The organism is Pseudomonas sp. GW821-FHT01C01, assembly GCF_059422645.1.
Genome location: NZ_JBWKXF010000022.1, coordinates 16,581 through 39,053, shown reverse-complemented (window position 1 = coordinate 39,053; position 22,473 = coordinate 16,581). Strand labels below are relative to the sequence as shown.

The following is a 22,473-nucleotide window of genomic DNA, read 5'->3' as shown; positions in this document are numbered from 1 at the left end:
TCCGCGATGGGCGCAAGGTTACCATGGGCGCTCTACCCGACGCAGGCATCGCGGCCGGGTGACACCCTTACGATGCAAAAAACAGGTTATGCATCGATTATGCAATTCGGCATTTGTCTTCTGCGAAAATAACCAGCACTATGCGCGTTATGCAAAAACGCAACGTATCTACCGTCTTAAGGGCATTGCTCGATCAGCACGGGATCTCCCCCACGGAGCTTCACCGTCGTACCGGCGTGCCTCAATCCACGCTCTCGCGCATTCTCAGCGGGAAGATCGTCGATCCTTCGGATAAACATATTTCGAAGATCGCCGAGTATTTCTCCGTGAGCACCGACCAATTGCGAGGTCGCGCGGACGTCGCGCCTGCCGCCAATGCCGGGCGCGCTCCTGTGCATTCGGAACTCAAGGATATAAGCCTGTGGGACGACGATACCCCTGTCGATGACGACGAGGTGTCGGTCCCCTTTCTTCGCGAGGTTGAATTGGCCGCAGGATCGGGAAGATTCGTCATCGAAGAAAGCGAGCGCTCTAGCCTGCGGTTTGGCAAGCGTAGCCTGCGCCATAACGGCGTGCAGTTCGACCAGGCCAAGTGCGTGACAGTGCGAGGCAACAGTATGTTGCCGGTGCTGCGCGACGGCGCCACGGTCGGGGTCAATGCCGGCAAATGCGGCATTGGCGATATCGTTGACGGCGACCTTTATGCAATCAATCACAACGGCCAACTTCGGGTGAAACAGCTTTATCGTCTGCCGAGCGGAGTCCGTCTGCGCAGCTTCAATCGTGACGAGCATCCGGACGAAGATTACACCTTTCAGGATATCCAGGAGGAGCCGATTGTTATCCTCGGACATGTCTTCTGGTGGGGCATGTACGCCCGCTAATGCCTGTACGTTCAAAAAAAACCGCTTCCCGAGCGGTTTTTTTTCGTGCGTTGAAAACATTGGATCGTCTTTTTGTATGCGTCAGTGCATTGACTGAGTATGCATAAGTGCATAGTCTTGCTGCCTACCTATTCAAGAACGCGGTGCGACCGTTCACTCAAGGAGGCATGAAATGACCGCTGAGCAATATGCGTTGCTGGACATGCCTCTTTGGCTGGTCATCATCCTGCCAATACTCGGTGGCGTTACCGGTGAAATGTGGCGTGCCGATAAAGAGGGCGTTCGTGGCTGGCCCCTTATCCGGCGCCTGAGCTTGCGGTCTGGCTCCAGCATGATCTGCGGCGCCTCGGTCATCATGCTGCTGCACGCCGCCAATGTTTCCATTTGGGCGGCTTGTGCGGGAGGTTGTTTAGCGGCAATGGCCGGGACAGACGTCGTTTTAGGGTTGTATGAGCGTTGGGTGGCCAAGCGCATGGGGATCGATCATGTTCCGTCCGCTGATGTGGAAGATTGATTCCCCGGCAGGCCTTTTCCAGAGCCTCTGGTTCTTTACATTTTGATCGATCCTGTAACTTGCAAGTGCGGTCTGCTCGTGTACGGTTAACCCATCCCGCCCCATCAGGAGAAGACCGTGAAAGTAATCACCCAGCTCGCCGCTGACCTTGGCAGGCAATTGCAGATTCTCAATGCCCACGTTTCCACGGCCGAGTCCTGCACCGGAGGCGGGATCGCCGAGGCGATCACCCGTATTCCGGGCAGCTCGGCGTGGTTCGAGGCCGGTTACGTCACCTATTCCAATCTGCAGAAGAACCTGCAACTGGATGTTCCTGTGGAGTTGTTCACCACGGTGGGGGCGGTCAGTCGCGAGGTGGTCGAAGCGATGGCCAGGGGGGCGCAGGAAAAAAGTCGCGCGTATTTTTCCGTGGCGGTCAGTGGCGTAGCCGGGCCGGACGGTGGTTCGCCGAGCAAGCCAGTGGGGACGGTTTGGCTGGCCTGGGGCGTGGGCGAGCGAGTGTTCAGCGAGTTGCAACACTTCGCCGGTGACCGCGACGAGGTGCGCCGACAAACGGTGAAGGCCGCGCTAGAGGGGCTGCTGCGCTATGCCGCGGCAGAAATCTCAAATCAGGGGTAGGCGATCCGGAAACGCTGTGGAATAATACTGGCTACTTATACAGGTGTTGGCCGTCAGGCCTTATTGATTACGTGAGGACTTTAATGGACGACAACAAGAAGAAAGCCTTGGCTGCGGCCCTGGGTCAGATCGAACGTCAATTCGGCAAGGGTGCCGTAATGCGTATGGGCGATCAGGACCGCCAGGCGATTCCGGCCATTTCCACTGGCTCTCTGGGTCTGGACATCGCTCTCGGCATCGGCGGCCTGCCAAAAGGCCGTATTGTTGAAATCTACGGTCCTGAATCTTCCGGTAAAACCACGCTGACCTTGTCCGTGATCGCCCAGGCTCAAAAAGCCGGCGCGACCTGCGCATTCGTCGACGCCGAACACGCCCTCGACCCTGAGTACGCCGGCAAGCTGGGCGTCAATGTCGACGACCTGCTGGTTTCCCAGCCGGACACCGGCGAGCAGGCCCTGGAAATCACCGACATGCTGGTGCGTTCCAACGCGGTTGACGTGATCATCGTCGACTCCGTAGCCGCTCTGGTGCCAAAGGCTGAAATCGAAGGCGAAATGGGTGACATGCACGTGGGCCTGCAAGCCCGTCTGATGTCCCAGGCGCTGCGTAAAATCACCGGTAACATCAAGAACGCCAACTGCCTGGTGATCTTCATCAACCAGATCCGTATGAAAATCGGCGTGATGTTCGGCAGCCCGGAAACCACCACGGGTGGTAACGCACTGAAGTTCTACGCATCGGTTCGTCTGGATATCCGTCGTACTGGTGCGGTGAAAGAAGGTGATGAAGTCGTCGGTAGCGAAACCCGCGTCAAGGTTGTGAAGAACAAAGTGGCTTCGCCGTTCCGTCAGGCCGAGTTCCAGATTCTTTACGGCAAGGGCATCTACCTCAACGGTGAGATGATCGACCTGGGTGTTTTGCACGGTTTCGTTGAGAAGTCCGGTGCCTGGTATGCCTATGAAGGCACCAAGATCGGTCAGGGCAAGGCCAACTCGGCCAAGTTCCTGGCGGACAACCCGGAAGTCGCGGCAAAGCTGGAGAAGCAACTGCGTGACAAGCTGCTGTCCCCGGCATCGGTAGCAGACGCCAAAGCTTCTGCGGTCAAAGAGACCGAAGACGACCTGGCTGACGCAGATATCTGATCGAAGCGATGACTGCCGTACTCGATACACTCGTCGCGGTGCGGCGAACCGCAATGGACCTGCTCGCACGACGCGAGCACGGTCGAGTCGAGCTGACGCGTAAACTGCGTCAGCGCGGCGCCCTCCCTGAAATGATCGAAACAGCGCTCGACCGGTTGACGGAAGAGGGGTTGTTGTCCGAAACCCGTTACCTCGAAAGTTTCGTTTCCTACCGTGCCCGTTCGGGTTATGGCCCTTTACGCATTCGTGAAGAGTTGAGCCAGCGCGGTCTGCAGCGCATCGACATTGAACTCGCCCTGCGTGAGAGCGGTATCGACTGGCAGGAGCAACTGGCCGATACCTGGCGGCGCAAGTTCTCCGGGCAATTGCCGGTGGACGCCCGGGAGCGAGCCAAACAAGGCCGGTTTCTGGCGTATCGGGGATACTCCATGGAAATGATCAACCGCCTGTTCAGCGGTCGGGGGATGGACGATTGAACTGAAACGGCCCGCTATTTCGATAGCGGGCCGTTTTTTTTATGCCTCACGTAACCTTTGATGACTCCCGCGTACGCTGCTGTACCTGGGGTTTTGATGGCGTCCAGTTTTCCTGCAGGTTGATGTAGTCCACAAGTTCGCGTAGACGGCCATGGTTGCGGGCGTTGAAGTTGAAGACCAGCCGCGCCAGATGGCTGAATTCGGCTTCGTCGTGTTCTCCATCGCGGTAAGCGTGCTGATGGAAATGATCACTCAGACACAGGTCGGCGAAAGCCTCCTGCATATGTTCGAGTGCCCGGTCGTTGAGTGTGTGATTCATGCGAATCAGGAACTGATGCTTGAGCCAGCGACTGGAGTGGAAGTTGCTGTAGAACTGGTTGATGTGCTCCACCGCTTCTTCGACGCTGTAGACCAGTTTCACCAGCTTCATGTCAGTGGGCAGGATGTAACCGTTTTCCTCCAGTTGCTGATGAATGAAGTCCAGCGCGCCTTGCCAGAATTTGCCGCCCGGCGCATCCAGTAGCACTACTGGCACCAATGGGCTCTTGCCGGTCTGGATCAGCGTCAGCACTTCCAGCGCTTCATCCAGCGTACCGAAGCCGCCTGGGCACAGCACAAGGGCGTCGGCTTCCTTGACGAAGAACAGTTTGCGGGTGAAGAAAAAATGGAACGGCAGCAGGTTGGTCGTGCCGTCGACCGTGGGGTTGGCATGCTGTTCGAAGGGCAGGGTGATGTTGAAACCCAGGCTGTGTGTCAGGCCGGCTCCTTCATGGGCCGCGGCCATGATGCCGCCACCGGCGCCGGTAATGACCATCATATCCGAGCGCGCCAGCGCGGCGCCGAGCTCCCGGGCCATGCTGTAGAGCGGATGTTCCATGGGGGTGCGGGCCGAGCCGAACACCGTGACTTTACGTCGCCCCTTGAATTGTTCGAGCACGCGGAAAGCCTGTTCCAGCTCACGTAAGGCTTGCAGGGTGATTTTGGCATTCCAGCGATTGTGGTCTTCCTGGGCCATGCGTAGCACGGTCAGGATCATGTCGCGGTAGATCGGGATGTTCGGGCTGTTGGGTGAAATCAGCTTGAGTTGCTCTTCGACCTTGCTGATGAGGTCATGGCCGCTCTCTTCAAAATGACGGCTCAGGAGGTCATTCGGTTGGTAAGGCATTCAACTTCTCCTTCTGCACAGAACCCTCGGCCCGAGAACGTACGTCGGTGCCACGACACTTCATGTGTCGCTGTCTGCCCAAGCCCATGCCTGGGCGATCGACTTGATCCGAAAGGCATCGGATCATCCAAACAGGCTCTGTTTTTCCCTTGGATGAAAGAAACGTTCGCACAACACGACAAGCGACGGGCAGCCCCTTTCCAGCCCTGAAAAAGTAAACGTTGATACGCTGAAATCTAGACCTTCAGAGTAATTTGCGCTGACTTGATCATTGCGCCACAAAGTCTTTCCTGGCAACCGCTTATTGACGATTTGCAAGGTGCTTTCACCGCTCGTCTGAACGTACGTCGCATGTGCGGCACTCTGATTTACTAAGTTACAGGCGTCACACGACAACTTTGCGTCTACGGCAGGGCGCACGGTACGAACGGTTTAAGGATATATCGCTCAATCATGAGTGAGGTGCAGGGAGGCGGGAACCATGGCCAGAGTCGTTCTGGAGATCGATACGCAACTGTATCGATTGCTGAAGTCATCAGCCGAGACCAATCACTTGAGTCTCGAAGAGGAGTGCTGCCGGCGTTTGCGCGGCGGCGAACGCCGTTCACATTACTTGCAGGCGCTGTTGGCAGAATTGCGCGCCGAAGATGAACAGCGGCGCGCCAATTCCCGGTGATTACTTTTTCTTCTTGGCCGGTTGCAGGCAGTCCGATTCCTGGAAGCTTGCGGAGCCGACCGGACGGTTGGTCTTCACCTCGGTGAAGTCGTAACGCATGATCGCGCCCTTGGCCATCAGCTTGCGAAAACCTTCGTTTCTGCAGACAGAAGCTCCCAACTGGAAGTACACGGCTTTCGGGTCTGCCCGCATCTTGTCGGCGTGGCTGCTCTGCACGCTCAGATGGTTGATCAGCTGTTTGCCTTCAACGGTGTAGCCTTGATCGAGTATGTCTTCGTTGATCGCTCGTGGAGTGCCGACGCTGCTCTGGGTGGCGACGTTTTGCAGCATTTTGTTCAGTTCCGTGTCTTTCAGGGACGCAGCCTGAGCGTTGAAGGACGACGCCAGCAAAATGGCCGCGGTAGGAACGATAAGGCGCAGCATGAAACTCTCCTGGTTCAGTGATGGGGGTTTGACCCGTCACGTGACTGTGCGTTCAGTGGCGGCGAATTATAGGGGAGGCGGGCTGGACGGTACAGGCTTGCGCCGGGCTGTCTGGTAAACTGGCGGCACTTTTTACCTGTCGAGAGTTTTTCGTGTCGATTTCCGTTTCCTGTCGGCGTTGCCCGCAATGAGCCGTGCCAGCGCGCGATTTGCATTGAATGCTGTAGCCCGCTTGCGCGACCAGCGCATCGATGAGGGCATCAAGCCGATTCAGGCCCGTGGCTGGCGCGCCCCGCGTTGCCATGATTGCCGGGTGATCGAGAGCCACTGCCTGTGCGCATGGCGTCCGCAGGTCGAGACTCGCTCTGGCGTGTGCCTGATCATGACCAACAAGGAAGTCTTCAAGCCGAGCAACACCGGTTGGCTGATCGCCGATGTGGTACCTGACAACCATGCCTTCATCTGGTCCCGTACCGAGGTCGATCCACAGTTGCTGGCGCTGCTGTCCGACCCGCAATGGCAGCCTTACCTGGTGTTTCCGGGTGAGTACGTCGAGCCTGAGCGTGTGACAAACAGCGTGGACGTCGATGGCACAAAGCGCCCGTTGTTCATTCTGTTGGATGCGACCTGGACCGAAGCGCGGAAGATCTTTCGCAAGAGCCCCTATTTCGACCGACTGCCGATCCTCAGTCTGTTGCCCGAGAAACTTTCCCGTTACCGGTTGCGCCGATCAACCCGCAGCGAACATCTGTGTACGGCGGAGGTTGCCGCGCTGTGCCTCGACCTTGCAGGCGATGTGGCCGCTGCATCGGCGCTGGATGCCTATTTCGATGTGTTCAGCCAGCATTACCTCGATGCCAAACATCAGCTGGAAATGAACGTTTCGACCCCGGCGCACGCCGAGTTGATGCCCTATGTTCAGCTGGCAACCCCATTGGTGAACTGATTGTTGCGCGCACTGCAATAAAGTGTACTGGCCATGCGGCTTGACCACCCCGGCTTGGCTGGGCATGCTTGGCGCCGATCAGGGTGCGGCCAGCGTTTGCAACGCCGTTTTTTGCGTTGAGCGTGCCCTTGTCAGTGCAGCTCCGTGGCTGTGCCTTGAGTTGCTTTGGCGAGGTCCGAATGCATCGGGCGCTCCATGAAAAACAGGATCATTTGAAAAATGGCCACATACGAAATCCTGATTGCCGATGACCACCCACTTTTTCGTAGTGCCTTGCATCAAGCGCTGACCCTGGGCCTTGGCCCGGACGTCCGTCTGGTGGAAGTGGCGAGCATCGCCGAACTGGAAGTCCGCCTGACGGAAAAGTCCGATTGGGATCTGGTACTGCTGGACCTGAACATGCCGGGGGCCTATGGGTTTTCCGGGCTGGTCCTGCTGCGCGGTCAGTACCCGCAGATTCCGGTGGTTATGGTCTCGGCGCAGGAAGAGCCGACCATCATGGTCAAGTCTCGTGAATTCGGCGCCAGTGGCTTCATTCCAAAATCCAGCGACTTGGGTGTGATCCAGAAAGCGGTGCGTGCGGTCCTTGATGGCGACGTGTTCTGGCCGCCGCAGGCGTTCGAAGCGGTCAGTGTCTCCGATGAGGCCAAGGCGGCCAGCGAAGGCCTTGCCAGTCTGACGCCGCAGCAATTCCGGGTGCTGACCATGGTCTGCGAAGGTTTGCTGAACAAGCAGATCGCCTACGAGTTGAGTGTTTCCGAGGCGACTATCAAGGCGCACGTAACCGCGATTTTCCGTAAACTGAATGTGCGGACCCGGACCCAGGCAGCGCTGCTCTTGCAACAACTTGAGTCAATTTCCAGCCATTAACGGCTGGCAACTTCACGCTTTTTTGACTTTGGTTGAACTAGCTTTTCCACTTCCTTTTTGTCAGTTGCCCACTCTATGTCACCTTTCAAAGGCCAGACCGGCCTGAAACGAATTCTCAATGCTTCCGGTTATTCGCTGGACGGCCTGCGTGCAGCCTTCACCGGTGAAGCCGCCTTTCGGCAATTGGTATTGCTCAACGTCATCCTGATTCCGTTGTCGTTCTTCCTGAATGTCAGCCGGGTCGAACGGGCGTTGTTGATCGCGGTATGCCTGTTGGCGCTGATTGTCGAGTTGCTTAACTCGGCAGTGGAAGCGGCCATCGACCGCATTTCCCTTGAACGGCACCCGCTGTCCAAGAATGCCAAGGACATGGGCAGTGCTGCCCAGCTCGTGGCATTGAGCATGATTGCCCTGGTGTGGGCGGTGATTCTGCTCTAAGCGATCGTCGGCAGCACGATCTCGTCGCTGCGCTGAACCCCGGCGGTGAAGGCGCGGCACAGATCGAGGAATTCGCGCATCGCCGATGTCTGATATTTCTGTTTATGCCAGATGAAATAAAACTGTCGCGCCAGATCCAGGTCCGGCGTTTCGACAGGCACCAGACTGCCGCGGCGGAATGCGTCGCGCAAAGCCAGCCTGGAAATACAGCCAATCCCCAAACCTGATTCCACCGCGCGTTTGATTGCTTCGGTGTGCTCAAGCTCTAGCCGGATATTCAAAGAAGTGCGGTGATGGCGCATGGCTTGATCGAAGGTCAACCGCGTGCCGGAGCCCTGTTCGCGCAAGATCCAGGCTTCGTGGCTCAACTCGTCCATGGTGGCCGTGCCGCGCTTGGCCAACGGATGCTGAGGGGCGCAAAACACCACCAATTCGTCCTCGACCCAGCTTTGTACTTCGATGTCCGGGTGACTGCAGTCGCCTTCGATCAGACCCAGATCAATTTCATAGTGGGCCACTTGCTGCACGATATTGGCAGTGTTCTGCACATGCAGCTTCACCTGGCTTTCCGGATGGCGCTGCATGAAGCCGCCGATCAGCAGGGTGGCCAGGTAATTGCCGATGGTCAGGGTTGCGCCCACGGCCAGCGAGCCGAAACCGGACTTGCCGTTGAGCAGGTCTTCGATTTCCTTGGCCTGGTCCAGCAGGGCGACGGCTTGCGGCAACAGCTGTTTACCGAGGGCGTTCAGGCTCAGGCGTTTGCCGGCGCGGTCGAACAACTGGCAGCTGCACTGGCGCTCCAGCTCGGTGATCGAGGTGCTCGCCGCCGATTGTGAGAGGTTGAGCAGGCCCGCAGCACGGGACACGCTTTCCTGCTGGGCGACGGCGACGAATACTTGAAGTTGACGGAGAGTAAATCGCATATCGATATAACCGATAACCCTTATCTTAATAATCCATTTAACAGATATTGTCTCTGCCTTTAGAATGCGATGCAATTGCGCAGAGCTGGCTTTCTTGCAGAGCACACCGAACACGCGCAGACAAATCTCCAGGAGTCCCACGTACATGAGCAACATGAACCACGAGCGTGTCCTCAGTGTTCATCACTGGAACGACACTCTGTTCAGCTTCAAGTGCACCCGTGACCCGGGCCTGCGCTTCGAGAACGGTCAGTTCGTGATGATCGGCCTGCAACAGCCCAACGGCCGCCCGCTTATGCGCGCTTACTCGATTGCCAGCCCGAACTGGGAAGAGCATCTCGAGTTTTTCAGCATCAAGGTGCCTGATGGTCCGCTGACTTCGCAGTTGCAGCATCTGAAGGAAGGCGACGAGATCATCATCAGCAAGAAGCCTACCGGCACGTTGGTGCTGGATGACTTGAAGCCTGGCAAACATTTGTACCTGCTCAGCACCGGTACCGGTCTGGCGCCGTTCATGAGCGTCATCCAGGACCCGGAAACCTACGAGCGTTTCGAAAAAGTGATCCTGTGCCACGGCGTGCGTTACGTCAACGAAGTCGCTTACCGCGAGTTCATCACCGAGCACCTGCCGCAGAACGAATTCTTCGGCGAAGCGCTGCGTGACAAGTTGATCTACTACCCGACCGTGACCCGCGAGCCGTTCGAGAACGAAGGTCGCCTGACCGACCTGATGCGCAGCGGCAAGCTGTTCAGCGACATCGGTCTGCCACCGATCAACCCGCAGGACGACCGCGCGATGCTGTGCGGCAGCCCGAGCATGCTCGACGAGACCAGCGAAGTGCTGAACAGCTTCGGCCTGAAGGTTTCGCCGCGGATGCGCGAGCCGGGTGATTACCTGATCGAGCGTGCATTCGTCGAGAAGTGACCGCAGGTCACGTTGTAGGAGCGAGCTTGCTCGCGATGGTCGTCAACGATAACGCGTTTTTTCTGGTGTAACGCGGTGCGCTCGAGTCCATCGCTGGCAAGCCAGCTCCTACAGTAGATGTGTATCGCAAAGAAAAGCCCGCATGGCCTGAGAAGGTCATGCGGGCTTTTTCGTTTCCGGGTTTATTTAACCGGGATAACTTCCAGGACCCGAATCACGTTTGTTTCCGGATAATGCCAACGCACATCCAGATCCCAGAACTGCGCACCGTATTCCCGCTCGGGTGCAGGCGTTTGATAGGCCGGGCGTGGATCCTGTGCCAGGCATTGCTCGATCAACTCAACCAAGGGCTCTTCAAGGCGCTGAGCATGCTCGTGAGCTTGTTGCAGCGCTGCATCCGTCCACTGCACGGGAATCAGCAACGGCGCAGCGCTGGCGATGCTGTTGGCGGCGGTATCGATGATGTCGGCGTAGGGCACGTAGGGTTTGATATCGAGAATCGGCGTGCCATCCAGCAGATCGATGCCCGAGATCCACAAGCGGTTGGCTTCGACCTTGTCCAGCTTCACCACCGACTGCCCGATGCCATTGGGGCGGTGGGTTGCGCGGGTGGCAAACACGCCCATGGATTTGTTGCCGCCGAGACGAGGAGGGCGGACCTTCAGGCGAGGTTTTTCCTCCAGGGCCTGGTGGAACAGGAACAGCAGCCACACGTGGCTGACCTGCTCCAGACCCTGCACCGCATCCCCTTGATCGAACGGCGCCACCAGTTCCAGCACGCCACGGGCGGCCGGGGCGAGTTGCGGTTGGCGCGGAATGGCGAACTTCTCCTTGAAACAGGAGCGCACGAAGCCGATGGGGGAAACGCTGTAGGTCATGGTTTGCGGTCGAGGCGGAATGAAGGCAGGCATGATAACCCACGCGACCTCTAGCCCGGTGGCGCCTGTCAGTCCGTCATCGCGGGCAAGCCACGCTCCCACAGGTTTTGTGATGGACACAAATTTTGTGTGCGCTCTAGAACCCTGTGGGAGCGTGGCTTGCCCGCGATGGGCGCGCCGCCGATCTACAGACTGAATCCGCCATCCAAAGGAATGATATTCCCGGTCATATAAGCTCCCGCGGTACTCGCCAGGCTGATCGCCAGCGCCGCCATCTCTTCCTCGCGGCCCCAACGCTTCATTGGAATCAACGCCGTATCCTGCGCCAGCGCCTGTTCATCGTTGCCAATGTGCTGGGTCATCTTGCTTGGAAAGCGTCCCGGGGCGATTACATTGACGTTGATGTGCTGGCTTACCAGTTCGCGCGCCAGAATCCTCGACAGTTGGTGCAACGCAGCCTTGCTCGGCCCGTAGGCATACGCCTGTTCACCGAAGGATGAAATCCCTGCCACCGAACCAATGTTGATGATCCGCGCCGGATTCTGCGCCGAGCCGGCCTTGCGCAGCAGCGGCAGGAATTGCTGGATGCAGTTGAATACCGACGTCACGTTGAGCTGCATGACTTTTTCCCAACCCTTGATCGGGTAGCTCTCCAGCGGTGCGCCCCAGGTGGTGCCGGCATTGTTCACCAGAATGTCCAGATGGGAGATCTGCTCGCCCAGGCGCGTGGCCAGTTGCAGGACGCCCTCTTCGTTGGCGAGGTTGGCCGCCATGGCATGGCAGCGTCCAAGTGCTCCGAGTTCGTCAGCGGTTTGCTGGCAGGCCTCGGCGTCGCGGGCGCAGACGTATACGGTGGCGCCTGCCTCGACGTAGGCCTTGGCGATCATTTTGCCGATACCGCGGGTGCCGCCGGTCACCAGGGCGGTGCGACCTTGCAGGGAAAAGTACGGGTGCATGGCGAATCCTGAGAGCTGAGGTCTTTACACCCTAGTCGTCAGCCGCGGTCAGCGGAGCCACTATTTTTGCGCGGAATAGGGAGGCATTCGGCCCTGTAGGAGCTGGCTTGCCAGCGAAGGATTCAAGAGCGCCGCGTTGATCCAGTCAACACGCGTTATCGTTTGCGACCATCGCTGGCAAGCCAGCTCCTACATAGGAAATGAGCCTTGAACTTACTGCGGACGAACGCGCAGGGTCAGGCCCTTGAGGAAATTGCGCAGCAACTGGTCGCCGCACGGGCGATAGTTGGTGTGGCCGAACTTGCGGAACAGCGCGCTCAGTTCAGGCTTGGACACCGGGAACTCGGCGGCCTTGAGGATCGCGTGCATGTCGTCTTCTTTCAGCTCGAACGCCACACGCAGCTTTTTCAGGATGATGTTGTTGGTCACCGGCACTTCGATCGGCTGCGGCGGACGGCTTTCGTCCTTGCCGCGCTTGAAGATCACCAGGCCATCGAGGAAATGCGCCATGACGTCGTCCGGGCAGCGTACGAAGCCTTCTTCGTCTTCCTCTTTCTTGTCGAGGTACGTCACCAGGTCCGCCAGGGCTACGTCCTTGCCGCCGAGCTTGATGATCTCGATGACTTTTTTGTCGCTGATGTCGAGCATGTAGCGCACGCTGCGCAGTACGTCGTTATGGATCATGTGTGCAGTCCTGATAGTTCAGCTATGGGCGCCGCCGAAAACAGCAGCGCCGAAAGGTGTGGCGGCGCGGGAAGTCTTAGAACTTCTCTTTGCCGGACAAGTAGCGCCATTGCCCCACGGGCACTTTGCCGATGGACACGCCGCCGATGCGGATGCGGCGGATGGCGACGACCTTCAGGCCGACGGCCTGGCACAGCTGGGCGATGATGCCCGGTTGCGGGTTCTTCATGGCAAAGCGCAGGCGGTTTTCGTTCTGCCAGCTGGCCTTGACCGCCGGCAATTCCTTGCCCTTGTAGGTCAGGCCGTGGTTCAGGCGGTTCAAACCGTGAGCCACCATCTCGCCTTCAACCTCGACCACATACTCCTGCTCGATCTTGCTGGAGTCGGCGGTGAGTTTGCGCAGGATTTTCCAGTCCTGGGTGAACACCAGCAGACCGCTGGCGTTGGCCTGCAGGTCGGTGCTGGCGGTCAGGCGCAGGAAATGGCCACGCAACGGGCGCTTGCCGTAACGGTGTTCTTCGCTCAGGGTCTCGGCGCCGAGGGTGGTCATGGCGGTGTCTGCATCCATGCCGGCGGGCACATTGAGCAGCAGCGTCACAGGCTCCGGTGCAGTGGCCTTGGCTTCTGGATCAAGCTCGACTTTCTGGGCGTCGACCTTGAATTGCGGCTCGTCGATGACCACGCCGTCGACGGTGACCCAGCCGCCCTCGATGAACAGCTCAGCCTCCCGACGGGAACAGCCGACGAGTTCGATGAGGCGTTTGGAGAGACGAATCGGGTCAGTCATGTCAGGGCCGTAACAAAAAGGGGGTGGGCATTGTACCTGCCTGGCGCCGGTTAATCCCGGTTCCATTTGCACCGTATGGCTTTTCCTGTAGGAGCTGGCTTGCCAGCGATGGATTCGAAAGCGCCGCGTATATTCTGAAAGAGCGCGTTATCGTTAACCACCATCGCTGGCAAGCCAGCTCCTACGGTGTTTTGTGTTGTGTCAGGCATGTTTTGAGTGTTGTTGGGGCTGGCGCAAGCGCATGTGCAGCAGCGGATACGGCTGGCCCATGCCATCGACTTCCGAGCGACCGATGACCTCGAAGCCCTGCTTGAAGTAAAAGCCGAGGGCTTGCGGGTTTTGTTCGTTGACGTCCAGTTCGTTGGCGTTCAGGTGTTCCAGGGCATAGCGCAACAATTTCTTGCCCAGGCCCTGGCCGCGATGGTCAGGGTCGATGAAGAGCATTTCGATCTTGCCTGCCGCGACGCCGGCGAACCCGGTGATGCGTTGGCTCGAATCTTTGGTGCAGATCAGCATCACGGCGTCGAGGTAGCGGGTCAGCACCAGGTTTTTCAGCAGTTCGATGTAGCTGTCCGGCAGAAAGTCGTGGGTGGCACGTACCGAGGCCTCCCAGACCCGGGTCAATTCTTCGTAGTCGCTGAGTTTCGGCGTGTGGATGACCGAATGCTGACGCATGCCCGTCTGCTCCTTATGCAGTGGTTGATAGGAATCCTTCCATCTGCAAACGATAGCCGTAAAAAAGCCCCGCATCTCGTCAAGAGAGCGGGGCTCTGCGTATTTTTTGCGTTTAGATCTGTTCAGCCCACAGATCGTATTCGTCGGCGTCGGTCACTTTGCACCAGACCTTGTCGCCCGGCTTGAGGTTGCTGCCGTTATCGATGAATACGTTGCCGTCGATTTCCGGGGCGTCGAAGAAGCAGCGACCCACTGCGCCTTGCTCGTCGACTTCATCGACCAGCACTTCGATCTCACGGCCGATGCGCATTTGCAGGCGTGCCGAGCTGATGGCCTGCTGGTGCGCCATGAAACGCTCCCAACGGTCCTGCTTGACGTCGTCCGGGACGACTTCCAGGTCCAGGTCATTGGCCGGTGCGCCCTCGACCGGCGAGTACTGGAAGCAGCCGACGCGGTCGAGTTGTGCTTCGGTCAGCCAGTTCAGCAGGTACTGGAAATCTTCTTCGGTTTCGCCAGGGAAGCCGACGATGAAGGTCGAACGGATGATCAGGTCCGGGCAGATTTCGCGCCAGTTCTTGATCCGTGCCAGGGTCTTGTCTTCGAAGGCCGGGCGTTTCATCGACTTCAGCACTTTCGGGCTGGCGTGCTGGAACGGGATGTCCAGGTACGGCAGGATCTTGCCGGCGGCCATCAACGGGATCAGCTCGTCAACGTGCGGGTACGGGTAAACGTAGTGCAGGCGAACCCAGACGCCGAGGGTGCTCAGGGCTTCGCAGAGTTCGGTCATGCGGGTTTTCACCGGCGCGCCGTTCCAGAAACCGGTGCGGTATTTCACATCGACGCCGTAGGCGCTGGTGTCCTGGGAGATCACCAGCAGCTCTTTGACGCCGGACTTGACCAGGCGCTGGGCCTCGTCGAGCACGTCGCCCACCGGACGGCTGACCAGTTTGCCGCGCATCGACGGGATGATGCAGAAGCTGCAGCTGTGGTTGCAGCCTTCGGAAATCTTCAGGTAGGCGTAGTGGCGCGGGGTCAGTTTGATGCCCTGCGGCGGCACCAGGTCGATCAGCGGGTTGTGGTCCTGGCGTGGCGGCACGACTTCGTGCACGGCGTTGACCACTTGCTCGTACTGCTGCGGACCGGTCACGGCCAGCACGCTCGGGTGTACGTTGCGAATGTTGCCTTCTTCGACGCCCATGCAGCCGGTCACGATGACCTTGCCGTTTTCCTTGATGGCTTCGCCGATCACTTCCAGGGACTCGGCCTTGGCCGAATCGATGAAGCCGCAGGTGTTGACCACCACGACGTCGGCGTCCTGGTAAGTGGACACGACGTCATAGCCTTCCATGCGCAGCTGGGTAAGGATGCGCTCAGAGTCGACCAGTGCTTTGGGGCAACCCAGGGATACGAAGCCAACCTTTGGATTGGCCGGCGCAGGAGTGGTGGACATGTCTAACCTCGGTATTTTGTGACGCCGCTTGCCGGGCAGGGCAAAACCGACGGACGGGCGCTTGAACTGCGCCTCTGATCAAAAAGTGCGCAATTCTAGCGATGAGTCGTTCACTTGACCAGCTTTATGCAGGGAAATACGACGAGTGCTGCGCTATGCTTCGCGCCGTTGGGCTTTACCAATTTTTTACAGTCAACAAAACGTCTGTAACGTGAAGTAAAACAGCGCATGCTGCACGACAAAGCATAGTGCTTCTTCAAAGAAGCCGGGTCTGGGAAGTAGGAGTGGTGGATGGGTCAGGCAAGTAGTCAGACTGCGGGCGCCGAGCATTCGGCGGTGAAGCCGATCGGCATGCTGGTCGCGGCAGTCGGGGTGGTTTATGGCGATATCGGCACCAGTCCGTTGTACACCCTCAAAGAAGTGTTTTCCGGAGGCTATGGCGTGCCGGTCAACCATGACGGAGTGCTGGGGATCCTGGCACTGATCTTCTGGTCGCTGATCTGGGTCGTATCGATCAAGTACATGATGTTCGTGCTACGCGCCGACAACCAGGGCGAAGGCGGCATCATGGCCTTGACCGCACTGGCCCGGCGGGCGGCGGCGGGGCACGCCAAATTGCGCACGTTGCTGGTGGTCTGCGGACTGATTGGCGCGGCGTTGTTCTATGGCGACAGCATGATTACCCCGGCGATCTCCGTGCTTTCGGCAATTGAAGGCCTGGGGCTGGCTTTTGAAGGCATCGACCATTGGGTGGTGCCATTATCGCTGGTGGTGCTGGTCGGGTTGTTTCTGATTCAGAGTCACGGGACTGCGCGCATCGGCATTCTGTTCGGGCCGATCATGGTCACCTGGTTCCTTGTGCTGGGGGCGTTGGGCGTCTATGGCATCAGCCAGCATCCGGAAGTCCTGCAAGCGATGAACCCGGTGTGGGGCGTACGTTTCTTCATGGTCCATCCGGGCATGGGCGTGTCGATTCTCGGCGCTGTGGTGCTGGCATTGACCGGTGCCGAGGCCCTGTACGCGGACATGGGCCACTTCGGTCGCAAGCCGATCGCTCGTGCCTGGTTCATCCTCGTGCTACCAGCGCTGGTGCTGAACTATTTCGGTCAGGGTGCCTTGCTGCTGGGCGACCCGGAAGCGGCTCGTAACCCGTTCTACCTGCTGGCACCGAGCTGGGCATTGATCCCGCTGGTCGGCTTGTCGACCCTGGCCACGGTGATTGCCTCGCAAGCGGTGATTTCCGGTGCGTTCTCCCTGACCCGTCAGGCGATCCAGCTCGGTTACATTCCGCGCATGCACATCCAGCACACTTCCAGCGCCGAACAGGGCCAGATCTACATCGGCGCGGTGAACTGGGCGCTGATGGTCGGCGTGGTGCTGCTGGTGCTGGGCTTCGAATCCTCCGGTGCCCTGGCCTCGGCCTACGGTGTGGCGGTGACCGGGACCATGCTGATGACCAGCATTCTGGTGTCCGCGGTGATCCTGCTGCTGTGGAAGTGGCCACCGGTCCTTGTGGTGCCAATCCTGTTGGGTTTCCTGCTGGTAGACGGTGTGTACTTCGCCGCCAACGTGCCGAAGATCGTTCAGGGCGGTGCATTCCCGGTGATCGCCGGTTTCGCGCTGTTTGTGCTGATGACCACCTGGAAGCGTGGCAAGCAGTTGCTGGTCGAGCGTATCGATGAGGGTGGTTTGCCGCTGCCGATCTTCATCAGCAGCATTGCCGTACAACCGCCTCATCGTGTTCAGGGCACCGCTGTGTTCCTGACGGCGCGGCCGGATGCCGTGCCCCACGCGCTGTTGCACAATCTGCTGCATAACCAGGTACTGCACCAGCAAGTGGTGCTGCTGACGGTGGTGTACGAAGACATCCCGCGAGTGCCGCCAACACGGCGGTTCGAGGTCGATGCCTACGGCGAAGGTTTCTTCCGGGTGATCCTGCACTTCGGCTTTACCGACGAGCCGGACGTACCGAAGGCATTGAAACTGTGTCATCTCGATGAACTGGATTTCAGTCCGATGCGCACCACGTACTTCCTCAGCCGCGAAACGGTCATCGCCTCCAAGCTCGAAGGCATGTCCCGCTGGCGTGAGGCGCTGTTTGCGTTCATGTTGCAGAACGCCAATGGCAACCTGCGTTTCTTCAATCTGCCGTTGAACCGGGTGATTGAACTGGGTACTCAGGTCGAGATGTAAGCCTCATCAAAAAGCCCCCGTTGCCATTGCGGTAGCGGGGGCTTTTTTGTGGGTGAGTGCAAAACTGCAAGGCTATGAAGATCCAGTGTGGGAGCGGGCTTGCTCGCGAAAGCGGTGTGTCAAATTGCATCTATGTCGCCTGACACGCCCCCTTCGCGAGCAAGCCCGCTCCCACAGGGGATGTGTGGTGTGTGGTGGAATGAAAAAGCCCCCGCTACCGTGAGGTAACGAGGGCTTTTTGCGGGCTGTCAGATCACTCTGTAGCAGCCGTTTCCTTCGGCTGGCGCTTCTCGATGATGTCCACCAGACGCTTGGCCAGCGCCGGGTAGTTTTCGTCGAAGTGGTGGCCGCCAGGCAGTTTCATCGCTTCGCCCACCGCAGTCTTGTCGGTGCAGCCGCTTTCGTCGGTTTCTTCTTCACCGTAGATGCACACCACTTTGGCGGCTGGCAGCTTGGCCATTTCCGGGCCGGTGGCGGCTTCCTTGCCGGCGTTGCCGAGCCAGCCTTCGACTTCGATTTCAAAGCTGCCGGTACGGGCGAAGGCCAGCAGGATGATGGCGTCAACGCGATTCTGTTCCGACTCGGCCAGGCGGTTGTAAATCGCCGGCAGAACATCCGCGCCGAACGAGTAACCGGTCAGGATGAAGCGCTTGGTGCCCCATTTCTGCCGGTAGTGTTGCATCAGTTCAGCCAGGTCCAGCGCACTTTGCTCCGGGCTCTTGTGCTGCCAGTAGTAGCGCAGGGTGTCGATGCCGACCACCGGGTAGCCGATCTTGGCCATCTCGCCCGCCACGTCGCGGTCGAGGTCGCGCCAGCCGCCGTCGCCGGACAGGAACAGGGTCACGGTGTCCCTGGCCTGGCCCGCCGGCACTTCGACCACCGGGATCTGCAGGCCGCCAGCGGCTTTGTCGCCACCGACGAGGATCTTGCGCAGTTCGTTGTTCAACACTTGCGGCAGGTTGATGTCGTAGTCGCTGATGCTGGTTTCGGCATTGACCTGGTCGCGCACAAAACCGGCGCTGGTATCGTCCGGGTTGTCGTTCCACGCTGCCAGCCAGTGGCCGTGGGCGGCGCTTTTCGGCAGCAGGTGAGTGCAGCCACCCTTTTCCAGGGCCAGGTCGACCGAGACGGCGTAAGCCTTGTCATCCTTTTGCTCGGACAACCAGCGCCAGGCCAGCACGGCGCCCGGGCCGATACCGCTGACCAGGGTCGCCGGGCCTTTGAGTTCTCTCAGGCCCGATTGCAGGGCGCGGCTTTGCAGCAGGCAGTCCTTGGGCAGGATCACCTGGACAATCTGCGCCGAGCCACTACGGCTCAGGGTCATCAATTGCTTGTCGCTGAGTTTCTGGTCTTCGTTGACCGCCACCAGCACCTGGGCGCGTGGCGTGGTGCCGGGGATGACACGGGTCATCGCCGCACCGTCGGCCGGGGTCAGCCATTCGAGGGTCGGTTCCGGTGCCGGGCGTTTCAGGTACCAGTAACCGCCACCGAGAATCAGGGCCACTATCACCAGTGTGCCCAATACATACCGCAAGGAGCGTTGAATCATCAGCGTTTCACCAATCCGGTCAAGCCGCCCGCGATCAGGGCAGCAGTGTCGGCCAGCGCAACCAGCGGATCGAGTCCGGCGGGCACGGCCATATAACGGGGTTCCCAATCAGGCTGGAACTTGTCTTTGAAGCGGCGCAAGCCCTGGAAGTTGTACAGCTGCTCACCACGGCGGAATACCATCGAGCCCAGGCGCTGGGTCAATGGTGCGCCGCGACGGGGTTGCAACCCCGACAACGGCACCATGCCCAGGCTGAAACGCGCGTATCCATGGTTTTTATAATGTTGAATCAGGCCGACCATCATGAACTCCATGGTCAGCTTCGGGGCATCCGGGTGCGCGCGCATCAGGTCGAGGCTGGCCAGGTCATGGCCGTAGGTCTCGAGCAAGTTGGCGAACGCTACCGGGCGACCCTCGAAACGAATCACCGCGATACGAAAATACTTGAGGTAGTCATCGCTGAAGCGGCCCAGCGAAAAACCTTTTTCCCGGACGTTCTTGCCGGTCAGCCAGGCATCGGAGATCACCTTGAGCTCATCCATCGGTGCGTGGCCGGGCTCGAAGATTTCCAGCGACAGGCCGTCACGGGTACCACGGTTCCAGGTGTAGCGCAGGTCCTTCATCTCTTTGCCCTTGGCTTCGAGATCAAAACGCTTAAGGTCGACCCGGGCTTCTTCGCCAAGCTTGATCGCCGTCAGACCGATGTCCATGTAGTACGGCAGGTTCTCTGCGCGCACTTGATAGAACACGGGGCGGGCGTGGTGGATGTCGCACAGGTCGCGGAACTGCCAGATCATTTCCGCCCGTTGCTGGCCCGGGCCGATCGGGTCATACAGCGCCACCAGGCTGCGGCCGCGACGGGCGTACATCAGGAACGCTTCGTCATTGGGGTGAAACAGCAGCGCCTTGTCACCGGTCAGGGCCAGACCACCATCCGGTTGGGCCGATGCCATGAGGATCTTGCTGGCGCGTTCCAGTTCGTCGGGCGTCGGCAGGTGTATGACCGGGCGCGCGGTGCGCAGCAGCCAGGTCAGCGACACCACGACCAGCAGAACCGCGGCACCGAGCAGTGAACGCAGGCCGCGAGGGGCGTCGGCGTCAAGGGTGAACTGCCACCAGAGTTGGTGGCTGTAGGGAACGTCCTGATAGGCGAACAGCAGCAGCCAGATCGACGCGCCGAGCACGCACAGGCTGGCGACCAGGTACAACGGCGAGAACGGCACCTCGGTCAGGCGGCTGGGGCGATAGAACGAGCGGCGGAATACCCCGAGCAGGCTCGCCGTCAGCACCATCAGGCTGGCTTCTTCCCAGTCAAAGCCCTTGAGCAGCGAGAGCAGGGCGCCGACCAGCAACAGAATGGTGGTCAGCATCCACGCGGCCGACAGCCGGCGACGCAGCCCCTGGGCCAGCAACAGGCACAGAACGCCGACCAGGCTGGCGCCAAAGTGCGAAGCATCGACCAGTCGATGGGGGATCAGAAAACCGATGTGCTCCAGGCGCGTGTCGATTTCCGGGGTGGCGCCGGAGAACAGCAGGACAACACCGGACAGGAATACCAGCACCGCCAGTATCGGCGCCGCCAGGCCTGAGGCTGCGCGCAATGTCTGGCGTGTCTGGAACAGGCGCTGGCCTTCGTTGATCAGCAGCAGCAGGCAGGCCACCAGCAACGGCAGGACCACGTAGATCAAGCGATAGAGCAGAAGGGCGGCCGCCAGTGGTGCGGCGCCAAGGGTGTCGGAAAACGCGGCCAGCAAAATTGCCTCGAACACCCCGACACCGCCCGGCACATGGCTGAGCACACCGGCGGCCAAAGCCAGCAGGTACACCAAAAGGAACGCGCCAAAGGGCGGTGTTTCCGGTAGCAGCAGATAGAGCACGGTTGCGGCGGCTGCTACGTCCAGGGCGGTGATGATCAATTGCAGGAACGTCAGTCGAAGCCCGGGCAGGCGTAAGGTGCGGCGTCCGACCTTGACCAGCAGGTTGTCCGGGTAAGGCTGTTCCGGCAGTCGACGACGGTAGATGCCTAAGGCCAGCACCGAAAACAGCACGAGCACGGCAGTCGCCACAACGCCCAGCAAAACCTCGGAGAGACCCAGGGCGGTGGACGCGGCAGGCAGGTCGCTGAGCGTCGCCAGGGCGGCCAGCGGCGGCAGCGCGCAACCCAGCGAGAGGCTGGCGAACAGCGTCATGCGGGCGACTTCAGCCGCTCCCAGGCCATGACGGGCATAGAGGCGATAGCGAACCGAGCCGCCCGACAACATTGAAAGACCGATGGCGTTGCCGATGGCGAAGGCCGTGAAACCGCCCAGTGCCAGCGTGCGTGGTGCCAGGTTCGCCTCGGCATAGCGGCTGGCCGACCATTCGTAGCCGAGCAGAATGATGAAGCCCACCACGGTTGCGCCCAGTGCACCCATCAAGGCAGGTTTCGGAACTTCGAGGATTGAGTCGTGCAGCGCGTAAAGGTCGAGCTCGCTCAACAGGTGACGACAGGCGATCAGCGCGATCGCGAACAACAGCAGGGTGACCGCCAGGCCAATGGGTTGACGGTATTTGCTCAATCGATCGAGCAGGCGCAGACGCTCGGCCTTGATCGGTTGTGTCGCTGTGACAGTGTCTTGTGAATCAGACGAGTTGGCGCGCATCAATCACCTCTTGGATTGTGCGCGACAGGATGGGGGTATCCAGCCAAGTTACCAATCCCTGTAGAAAAAAATAATCACAAATATTAACGCCTATCACCCGGCAACAGGGGCGGCGCGTTATCAGTCGTGAAGGCTTCAGCCTGCGATAGAGCATAGTCTGAACTCGGCGCATGGGTGACCCCCAAACGGCTTGCTACACAGTGACAGATCATTGTTGCGAAAGGACTTTTTCAACAGATACAAAAAAGGCCACTCTTTCGAGTAGCCTTTTTTGATGTTTGGTTGCGGGAGCCGGATTTGAACCGACGACCTTCGGGTTATGAGCCCGACGAGCTACCAGACTGCTCCATCCCGCGTCTGTGTGGCGGCATTCTATAGAGATACGCCGGGGTGTCAACCGTTAATCCTGAAGCAGGTCAAATAAACGTTGAATTGCGGCAAACGGTCGCAGCGATGGCCTAAGTTTCGGAATCAGAACGATTTCCGGTTTTCGCGTCGCCGAGTGTCCAGACCTTGTTTTGGTTCTCGACGCTACAAAACGAGCGCGCACAAAAAAAGCCACTCTTTCGAGTAGCCTTTCTTGATGTTTGGTTGCGGGAGCCGGATTTGAACCGACGACCTTCGGGTTATGAGCCCGACGAGCTACCAGACTGCTCCAT

General features: G+C 59.2%; 22 protein-coding genes and 1 tRNA gene. 11 read left to right on the top strand and 12 right to left on the bottom strand.

The genetic code is table 11. The features are described 5' to 3' along the window. The first annotated feature begins 149 nt into the window (after window positions 1-149). The 5 genes from AC07XF_RS15380 (at window position 150) to recX (ending at window position 3,634) form a co-directional block, all read left to right on the top strand. Entirely contained in the window at window positions 150-884 is a 735-nt protein-coding gene (locus tag AC07XF_RS15380) for a LexA family transcriptional regulator (protein WP_495027153.1), read from the top strand. A gap of 172 nt (window positions 885-1,056) precedes the next feature. Next, entirely contained in the window at window positions 1,057-1,398 is a 342-nt protein-coding gene (locus AC07XF_RS15375; protein ID WP_495027152.1) for a phage holin family protein, read from the top strand. 117 nt (window positions 1,399-1,515) lie between these two features. After that, window positions 1,516-2,016 carry a CinA family protein gene (locus AC07XF_RS15370; RefSeq protein WP_007971146.1) on the top strand — a complete coding sequence of 167 codons (501 nt, stop codon included), beginning with the start codon at window positions 1,516-1,518 and terminating at the stop codon, window positions 2,014-2,016. 83 nt (window positions 2,017-2,099) lie between these two features. Continuing rightward, window positions 2,100-3,158, top strand: a complete 1,059-nt coding sequence (gene recA / locus AC07XF_RS15365; RefSeq protein ID WP_007996915.1) for a recombinase RecA — start codon at window positions 2,100-2,102, stop codon at window positions 3,156-3,158. An 8-nt stretch (window positions 3,159-3,166) separates the two neighbouring features. Continuing rightward, window positions 3,167-3,634: a recombination regulator RecX gene (gene recX, locus AC07XF_RS15360; RefSeq protein ID WP_495027151.1), complete on the top strand. Its 468-nt coding sequence runs from the start codon at window positions 3,167-3,169 to the stop codon at window positions 3,632-3,634. A 46-nt stretch (window positions 3,635-3,680) separates the two neighbouring features. Here recX and AC07XF_RS15355 read toward each other — a convergent pair whose 3' ends face one another. Next, window positions 3,681-4,799 carry an LOG family protein gene (locus AC07XF_RS15355; RefSeq protein ID WP_495027150.1) on the bottom strand — a complete coding sequence of 373 codons (1,119 nt, stop codon included), beginning with the start codon at window positions 4,797-4,799 and terminating at the stop codon, window positions 3,681-3,683. 481 nt (window positions 4,800-5,280) lie between these two features. On the opposite strand from AC07XF_RS15355, the gene AC07XF_RS15350 reads away from it, so the two are divergent. Next, a complete protein-coding gene (locus tag AC07XF_RS15350) occupies window positions 5,281-5,475 on the top strand; it encodes a hypothetical protein (RefSeq protein WP_085715629.1) in 195 nt (64 codons plus the stop codon). On the opposite strand, the gene AC07XF_RS15345 is transcribed toward AC07XF_RS15350, so the two are convergent. After that, window positions 5,476-5,898: a quorum-sensing-regulated virulence factor family protein gene (locus AC07XF_RS15345; RefSeq protein ID WP_007990204.1), complete on the bottom strand. Its 423-nt coding sequence runs from the start codon at window positions 5,896-5,898 to the stop codon at window positions 5,476-5,478. A 187-nt stretch (window positions 5,899-6,085) separates the two neighbouring features. Between AC07XF_RS15345 and AC07XF_RS15340 the strand changes: the two genes are divergently transcribed. From AC07XF_RS15340 to AC07XF_RS15330, 3 genes are all read left to right on the top strand, one after another. Continuing rightward, entirely contained in the window at window positions 6,086-6,844 is a 759-nt protein-coding gene (locus AC07XF_RS15340) for a tRNA-uridine aminocarboxypropyltransferase (RefSeq protein ID WP_495027149.1), read from the top strand. Between the two features lie 219 nt (window positions 6,845-7,063). Beyond that, window positions 7,064-7,714 carry a response regulator transcription factor ErdR gene (erdR, locus tag AC07XF_RS15335; RefSeq protein WP_495027148.1) on the top strand — a complete coding sequence of 217 codons (651 nt, stop codon included), beginning with the start codon at window positions 7,064-7,066 and terminating at the stop codon, window positions 7,712-7,714. Between the two features lie 75 nt (window positions 7,715-7,789). Next, a complete protein-coding gene (locus AC07XF_RS15330; protein ID WP_007990199.1) occupies window positions 7,790-8,152 on the top strand; it encodes a diacylglycerol kinase in 363 nt (120 codons plus the stop codon). Here AC07XF_RS15330 and AC07XF_RS15325 read toward each other — a convergent pair. Continuing rightward, window positions 8,149-9,075, bottom strand: coding sequence for a LysR family transcriptional regulator (locus tag AC07XF_RS15325; RefSeq protein WP_007996903.1), 927 nt, complete (start codon window positions 9,073-9,075; stop codon window positions 8,149-8,151). The two genes, AC07XF_RS15330 and AC07XF_RS15325, sit on opposite strands and share 4 nt — an antisense overlap. A gap of 145 nt (window positions 9,076-9,220) precedes the next feature. On the opposite strand from AC07XF_RS15325, the gene fpr reads away from it, so the two are divergent. Beyond that, a complete protein-coding gene (gene fpr, locus AC07XF_RS15320; RefSeq protein WP_003443014.1) occupies window positions 9,221-10,000 on the top strand; it encodes a ferredoxin-NADP reductase in 780 nt (259 codons plus the stop codon). Between the two features lie 182 nt (window positions 10,001-10,182). Here fpr and tsaA read toward each other — a convergent pair whose 3' ends face one another. The 6 genes from tsaA to rimO all read right to left on the bottom strand — a co-directional run bounded on the left by tsaA (window position 10,183) and on the right by rimO (window position 15,430). Continuing rightward, window positions 10,183-10,878 carry a tRNA (N6-threonylcarbamoyladenosine(37)-N6)-methyltransferase TrmO gene (gene tsaA / locus AC07XF_RS15315; protein WP_495027184.1) on the bottom strand — a complete coding sequence of 232 codons (696 nt, stop codon included), beginning with the start codon at window positions 10,876-10,878 and terminating at the stop codon, window positions 10,183-10,185. Between the two features lie 185 nt (window positions 10,879-11,063). After that, window positions 11,064-11,834, bottom strand: a complete 771-nt coding sequence (locus tag AC07XF_RS15310; RefSeq protein ID WP_495027147.1) for an SDR family oxidoreductase — start codon at window positions 11,832-11,834, stop codon at window positions 11,064-11,066. Between the two features lie 213 nt (window positions 11,835-12,047). Next, window positions 12,048-12,518, bottom strand: coding sequence for a YehS family protein (locus tag AC07XF_RS15305; RefSeq protein WP_007996900.1), 471 nt, complete (start codon window positions 12,516-12,518; stop codon window positions 12,048-12,050). 76 nt (window positions 12,519-12,594) lie between these two features. Further along, window positions 12,595-13,305 carry an rRNA pseudouridine synthase gene (locus tag AC07XF_RS15300; RefSeq protein ID WP_495027146.1) on the bottom strand — a complete coding sequence of 237 codons (711 nt, stop codon included), beginning with the start codon at window positions 13,303-13,305 and terminating at the stop codon, window positions 12,595-12,597. A gap of 201 nt (window positions 13,306-13,506) precedes the next feature. Further along, window positions 13,507-13,980, bottom strand: coding sequence for a GNAT family N-acetyltransferase (locus AC07XF_RS15295; RefSeq protein WP_495027145.1), 474 nt, complete (start codon window positions 13,978-13,980; stop codon window positions 13,507-13,509). 112 nt (window positions 13,981-14,092) lie between these two features. Next, complete coding sequence (rimO, locus tag AC07XF_RS15290; RefSeq protein WP_008052161.1) at window positions 14,093-15,430, bottom strand: 30S ribosomal protein S12 methylthiotransferase RimO; 1,338 nt, start codon at window positions 15,428-15,430, stop codon at window positions 14,093-14,095. Between the two features lie 291 nt (window positions 15,431-15,721). Here rimO and AC07XF_RS15285 point away from each other — a divergent pair, with 291 nt between their 5' ends. After that, window positions 15,722-17,623 (top strand): potassium transporter Kup, encoded by a 1,902-nt coding sequence (locus AC07XF_RS15285; RefSeq protein ID WP_495027144.1) that lies wholly within the window; start codon window positions 15,722-15,724, stop codon window positions 17,621-17,623. Between the two features lie 253 nt (window positions 17,624-17,876). Here the strand turns inward: AC07XF_RS15285 and AC07XF_RS15280 are convergent, their stop codons facing one another. From AC07XF_RS15280 to AC07XF_RS15270, 3 genes are all read right to left on the bottom strand, one after another. Beyond that, window positions 17,877-19,172: a virulence factor family protein gene (locus AC07XF_RS15280; RefSeq protein WP_495027143.1), complete on the bottom strand. Its 1,296-nt coding sequence runs from the start codon at window positions 19,170-19,172 to the stop codon at window positions 17,877-17,879. Then, window positions 19,172-21,814 (bottom strand): bifunctional lysylphosphatidylglycerol flippase/synthetase MprF, encoded by a 2,643-nt coding sequence (gene mprF, locus AC07XF_RS15275; RefSeq protein WP_495027142.1) that lies wholly within the window; start codon window positions 21,812-21,814, stop codon window positions 19,172-19,174. The genes AC07XF_RS15280 and mprF overlap by 1 nt, the downstream gene beginning before the upstream one ends. Window positions 21,815-22,093: 279 nt before the next feature. Further along, a tRNA-Met gene (locus AC07XF_RS15270) sits at window positions 22,094-22,170 on the bottom strand. Window positions 22,171-22,473 lie beyond the last annotated feature (303 nt).

Excerpts from the sequence above, each read along its gene's own strand:
- mprF (WP_495027142.1), bottom strand. The coding sequence starts at position 21,814 with ATGCGCGCCAACTCGTCTGATTCACAAGACACTGTCACAGCGACACAA.
- AC07XF_RS15340 (WP_495027149.1), top strand. The coding sequence starts at position 6,086 with ATGAGCCGTGCCAGCGCGCGATTTGCATTGAATGCTGTAGCCCGCTTG.
- AC07XF_RS15375 (WP_495027152.1), top strand. The coding sequence starts at position 1,057 with ATGACCGCTGAGCAATATGCGTTGCTGGACATGCCTCTTTGGCTGGTC.
- AC07XF_RS15355 (WP_495027150.1), bottom strand. The coding sequence starts at position 4,799 with ATGCCTTACCAACCGAATGACCTCCTGAGCCGTCATTTTGAAGAGAGC.
- recA (WP_007996915.1), top strand. The coding sequence starts at position 2,100 with ATGGACGACAACAAGAAGAAAGCCTTGGCTGCGGCCCTGGGTCAGATC.
- AC07XF_RS15285 (WP_495027144.1), top strand. The coding sequence starts at position 15,722 with ATGGGTCAGGCAAGTAGTCAGACTGCGGGCGCCGAGCATTCGGCGGTG.
- AC07XF_RS15280 (WP_495027143.1), bottom strand. The coding sequence starts at position 19,172 with ATGATTCAACGCTCCTTGCGGTATGTATTGGGCACACTGGTGATAGTG.
- AC07XF_RS15305 (WP_007996900.1), bottom strand. The coding sequence starts at position 12,518 with ATGATCCATAACGACGTACTGCGCAGCGTGCGCTACATGCTCGACATC.
- recX (WP_495027151.1), top strand. The coding sequence starts at position 3,167 with ATGACTGCCGTACTCGATACACTCGTCGCGGTGCGGCGAACCGCAATG.
- rimO (WP_008052161.1), bottom strand. The coding sequence starts at position 15,430 with ATGTCCACCACTCCTGCGCCGGCCAATCCAAAGGTTGGCTTCGTATCC.
- AC07XF_RS15310 (WP_495027147.1), bottom strand. The coding sequence starts at position 11,834 with ATGCACCCGTACTTTTCCCTGCAAGGTCGCACCGCCCTGGTGACCGGC.
- AC07XF_RS15330 (WP_007990199.1), top strand. The coding sequence starts at position 7,790 with ATGTCACCTTTCAAAGGCCAGACCGGCCTGAAACGAATTCTCAATGCT.
- AC07XF_RS15380 (WP_495027153.1), top strand. The coding sequence starts at position 150 with ATGCAAAAACGCAACGTATCTACCGTCTTAAGGGCATTGCTCGATCAG.
- AC07XF_RS15350 (WP_085715629.1), top strand. The coding sequence starts at position 5,281 with ATGGCCAGAGTCGTTCTGGAGATCGATACGCAACTGTATCGATTGCTG.
- AC07XF_RS15295 (WP_495027145.1), bottom strand. The coding sequence starts at position 13,980 with ATGCGTCAGCATTCGGTCATCCACACGCCGAAACTCAGCGACTACGAA.
- fpr (WP_003443014.1), top strand. The coding sequence starts at position 9,221 with ATGAGCAACATGAACCACGAGCGTGTCCTCAGTGTTCATCACTGGAAC.
- erdR (WP_495027148.1), top strand. The coding sequence starts at position 7,064 with ATGGCCACATACGAAATCCTGATTGCCGATGACCACCCACTTTTTCGT.
- AC07XF_RS15345 (WP_007990204.1), bottom strand. The coding sequence starts at position 5,898 with ATGCTGCGCCTTATCGTTCCTACCGCGGCCATTTTGCTGGCGTCGTCC.
- AC07XF_RS15325 (WP_007996903.1), bottom strand. The coding sequence starts at position 9,075 with ATGCGATTTACTCTCCGTCAACTTCAAGTATTCGTCGCCGTCGCCCAG.
- AC07XF_RS15300 (WP_495027146.1), bottom strand. The coding sequence starts at position 13,305 with ATGACTGACCCGATTCGTCTCTCCAAACGCCTCATCGAACTCGTCGGC.
- tsaA (WP_495027184.1), bottom strand. The coding sequence starts at position 10,878 with ATGACCTACAGCGTTTCCCCCATCGGCTTCGTGCGCTCCTGTTTCAAG.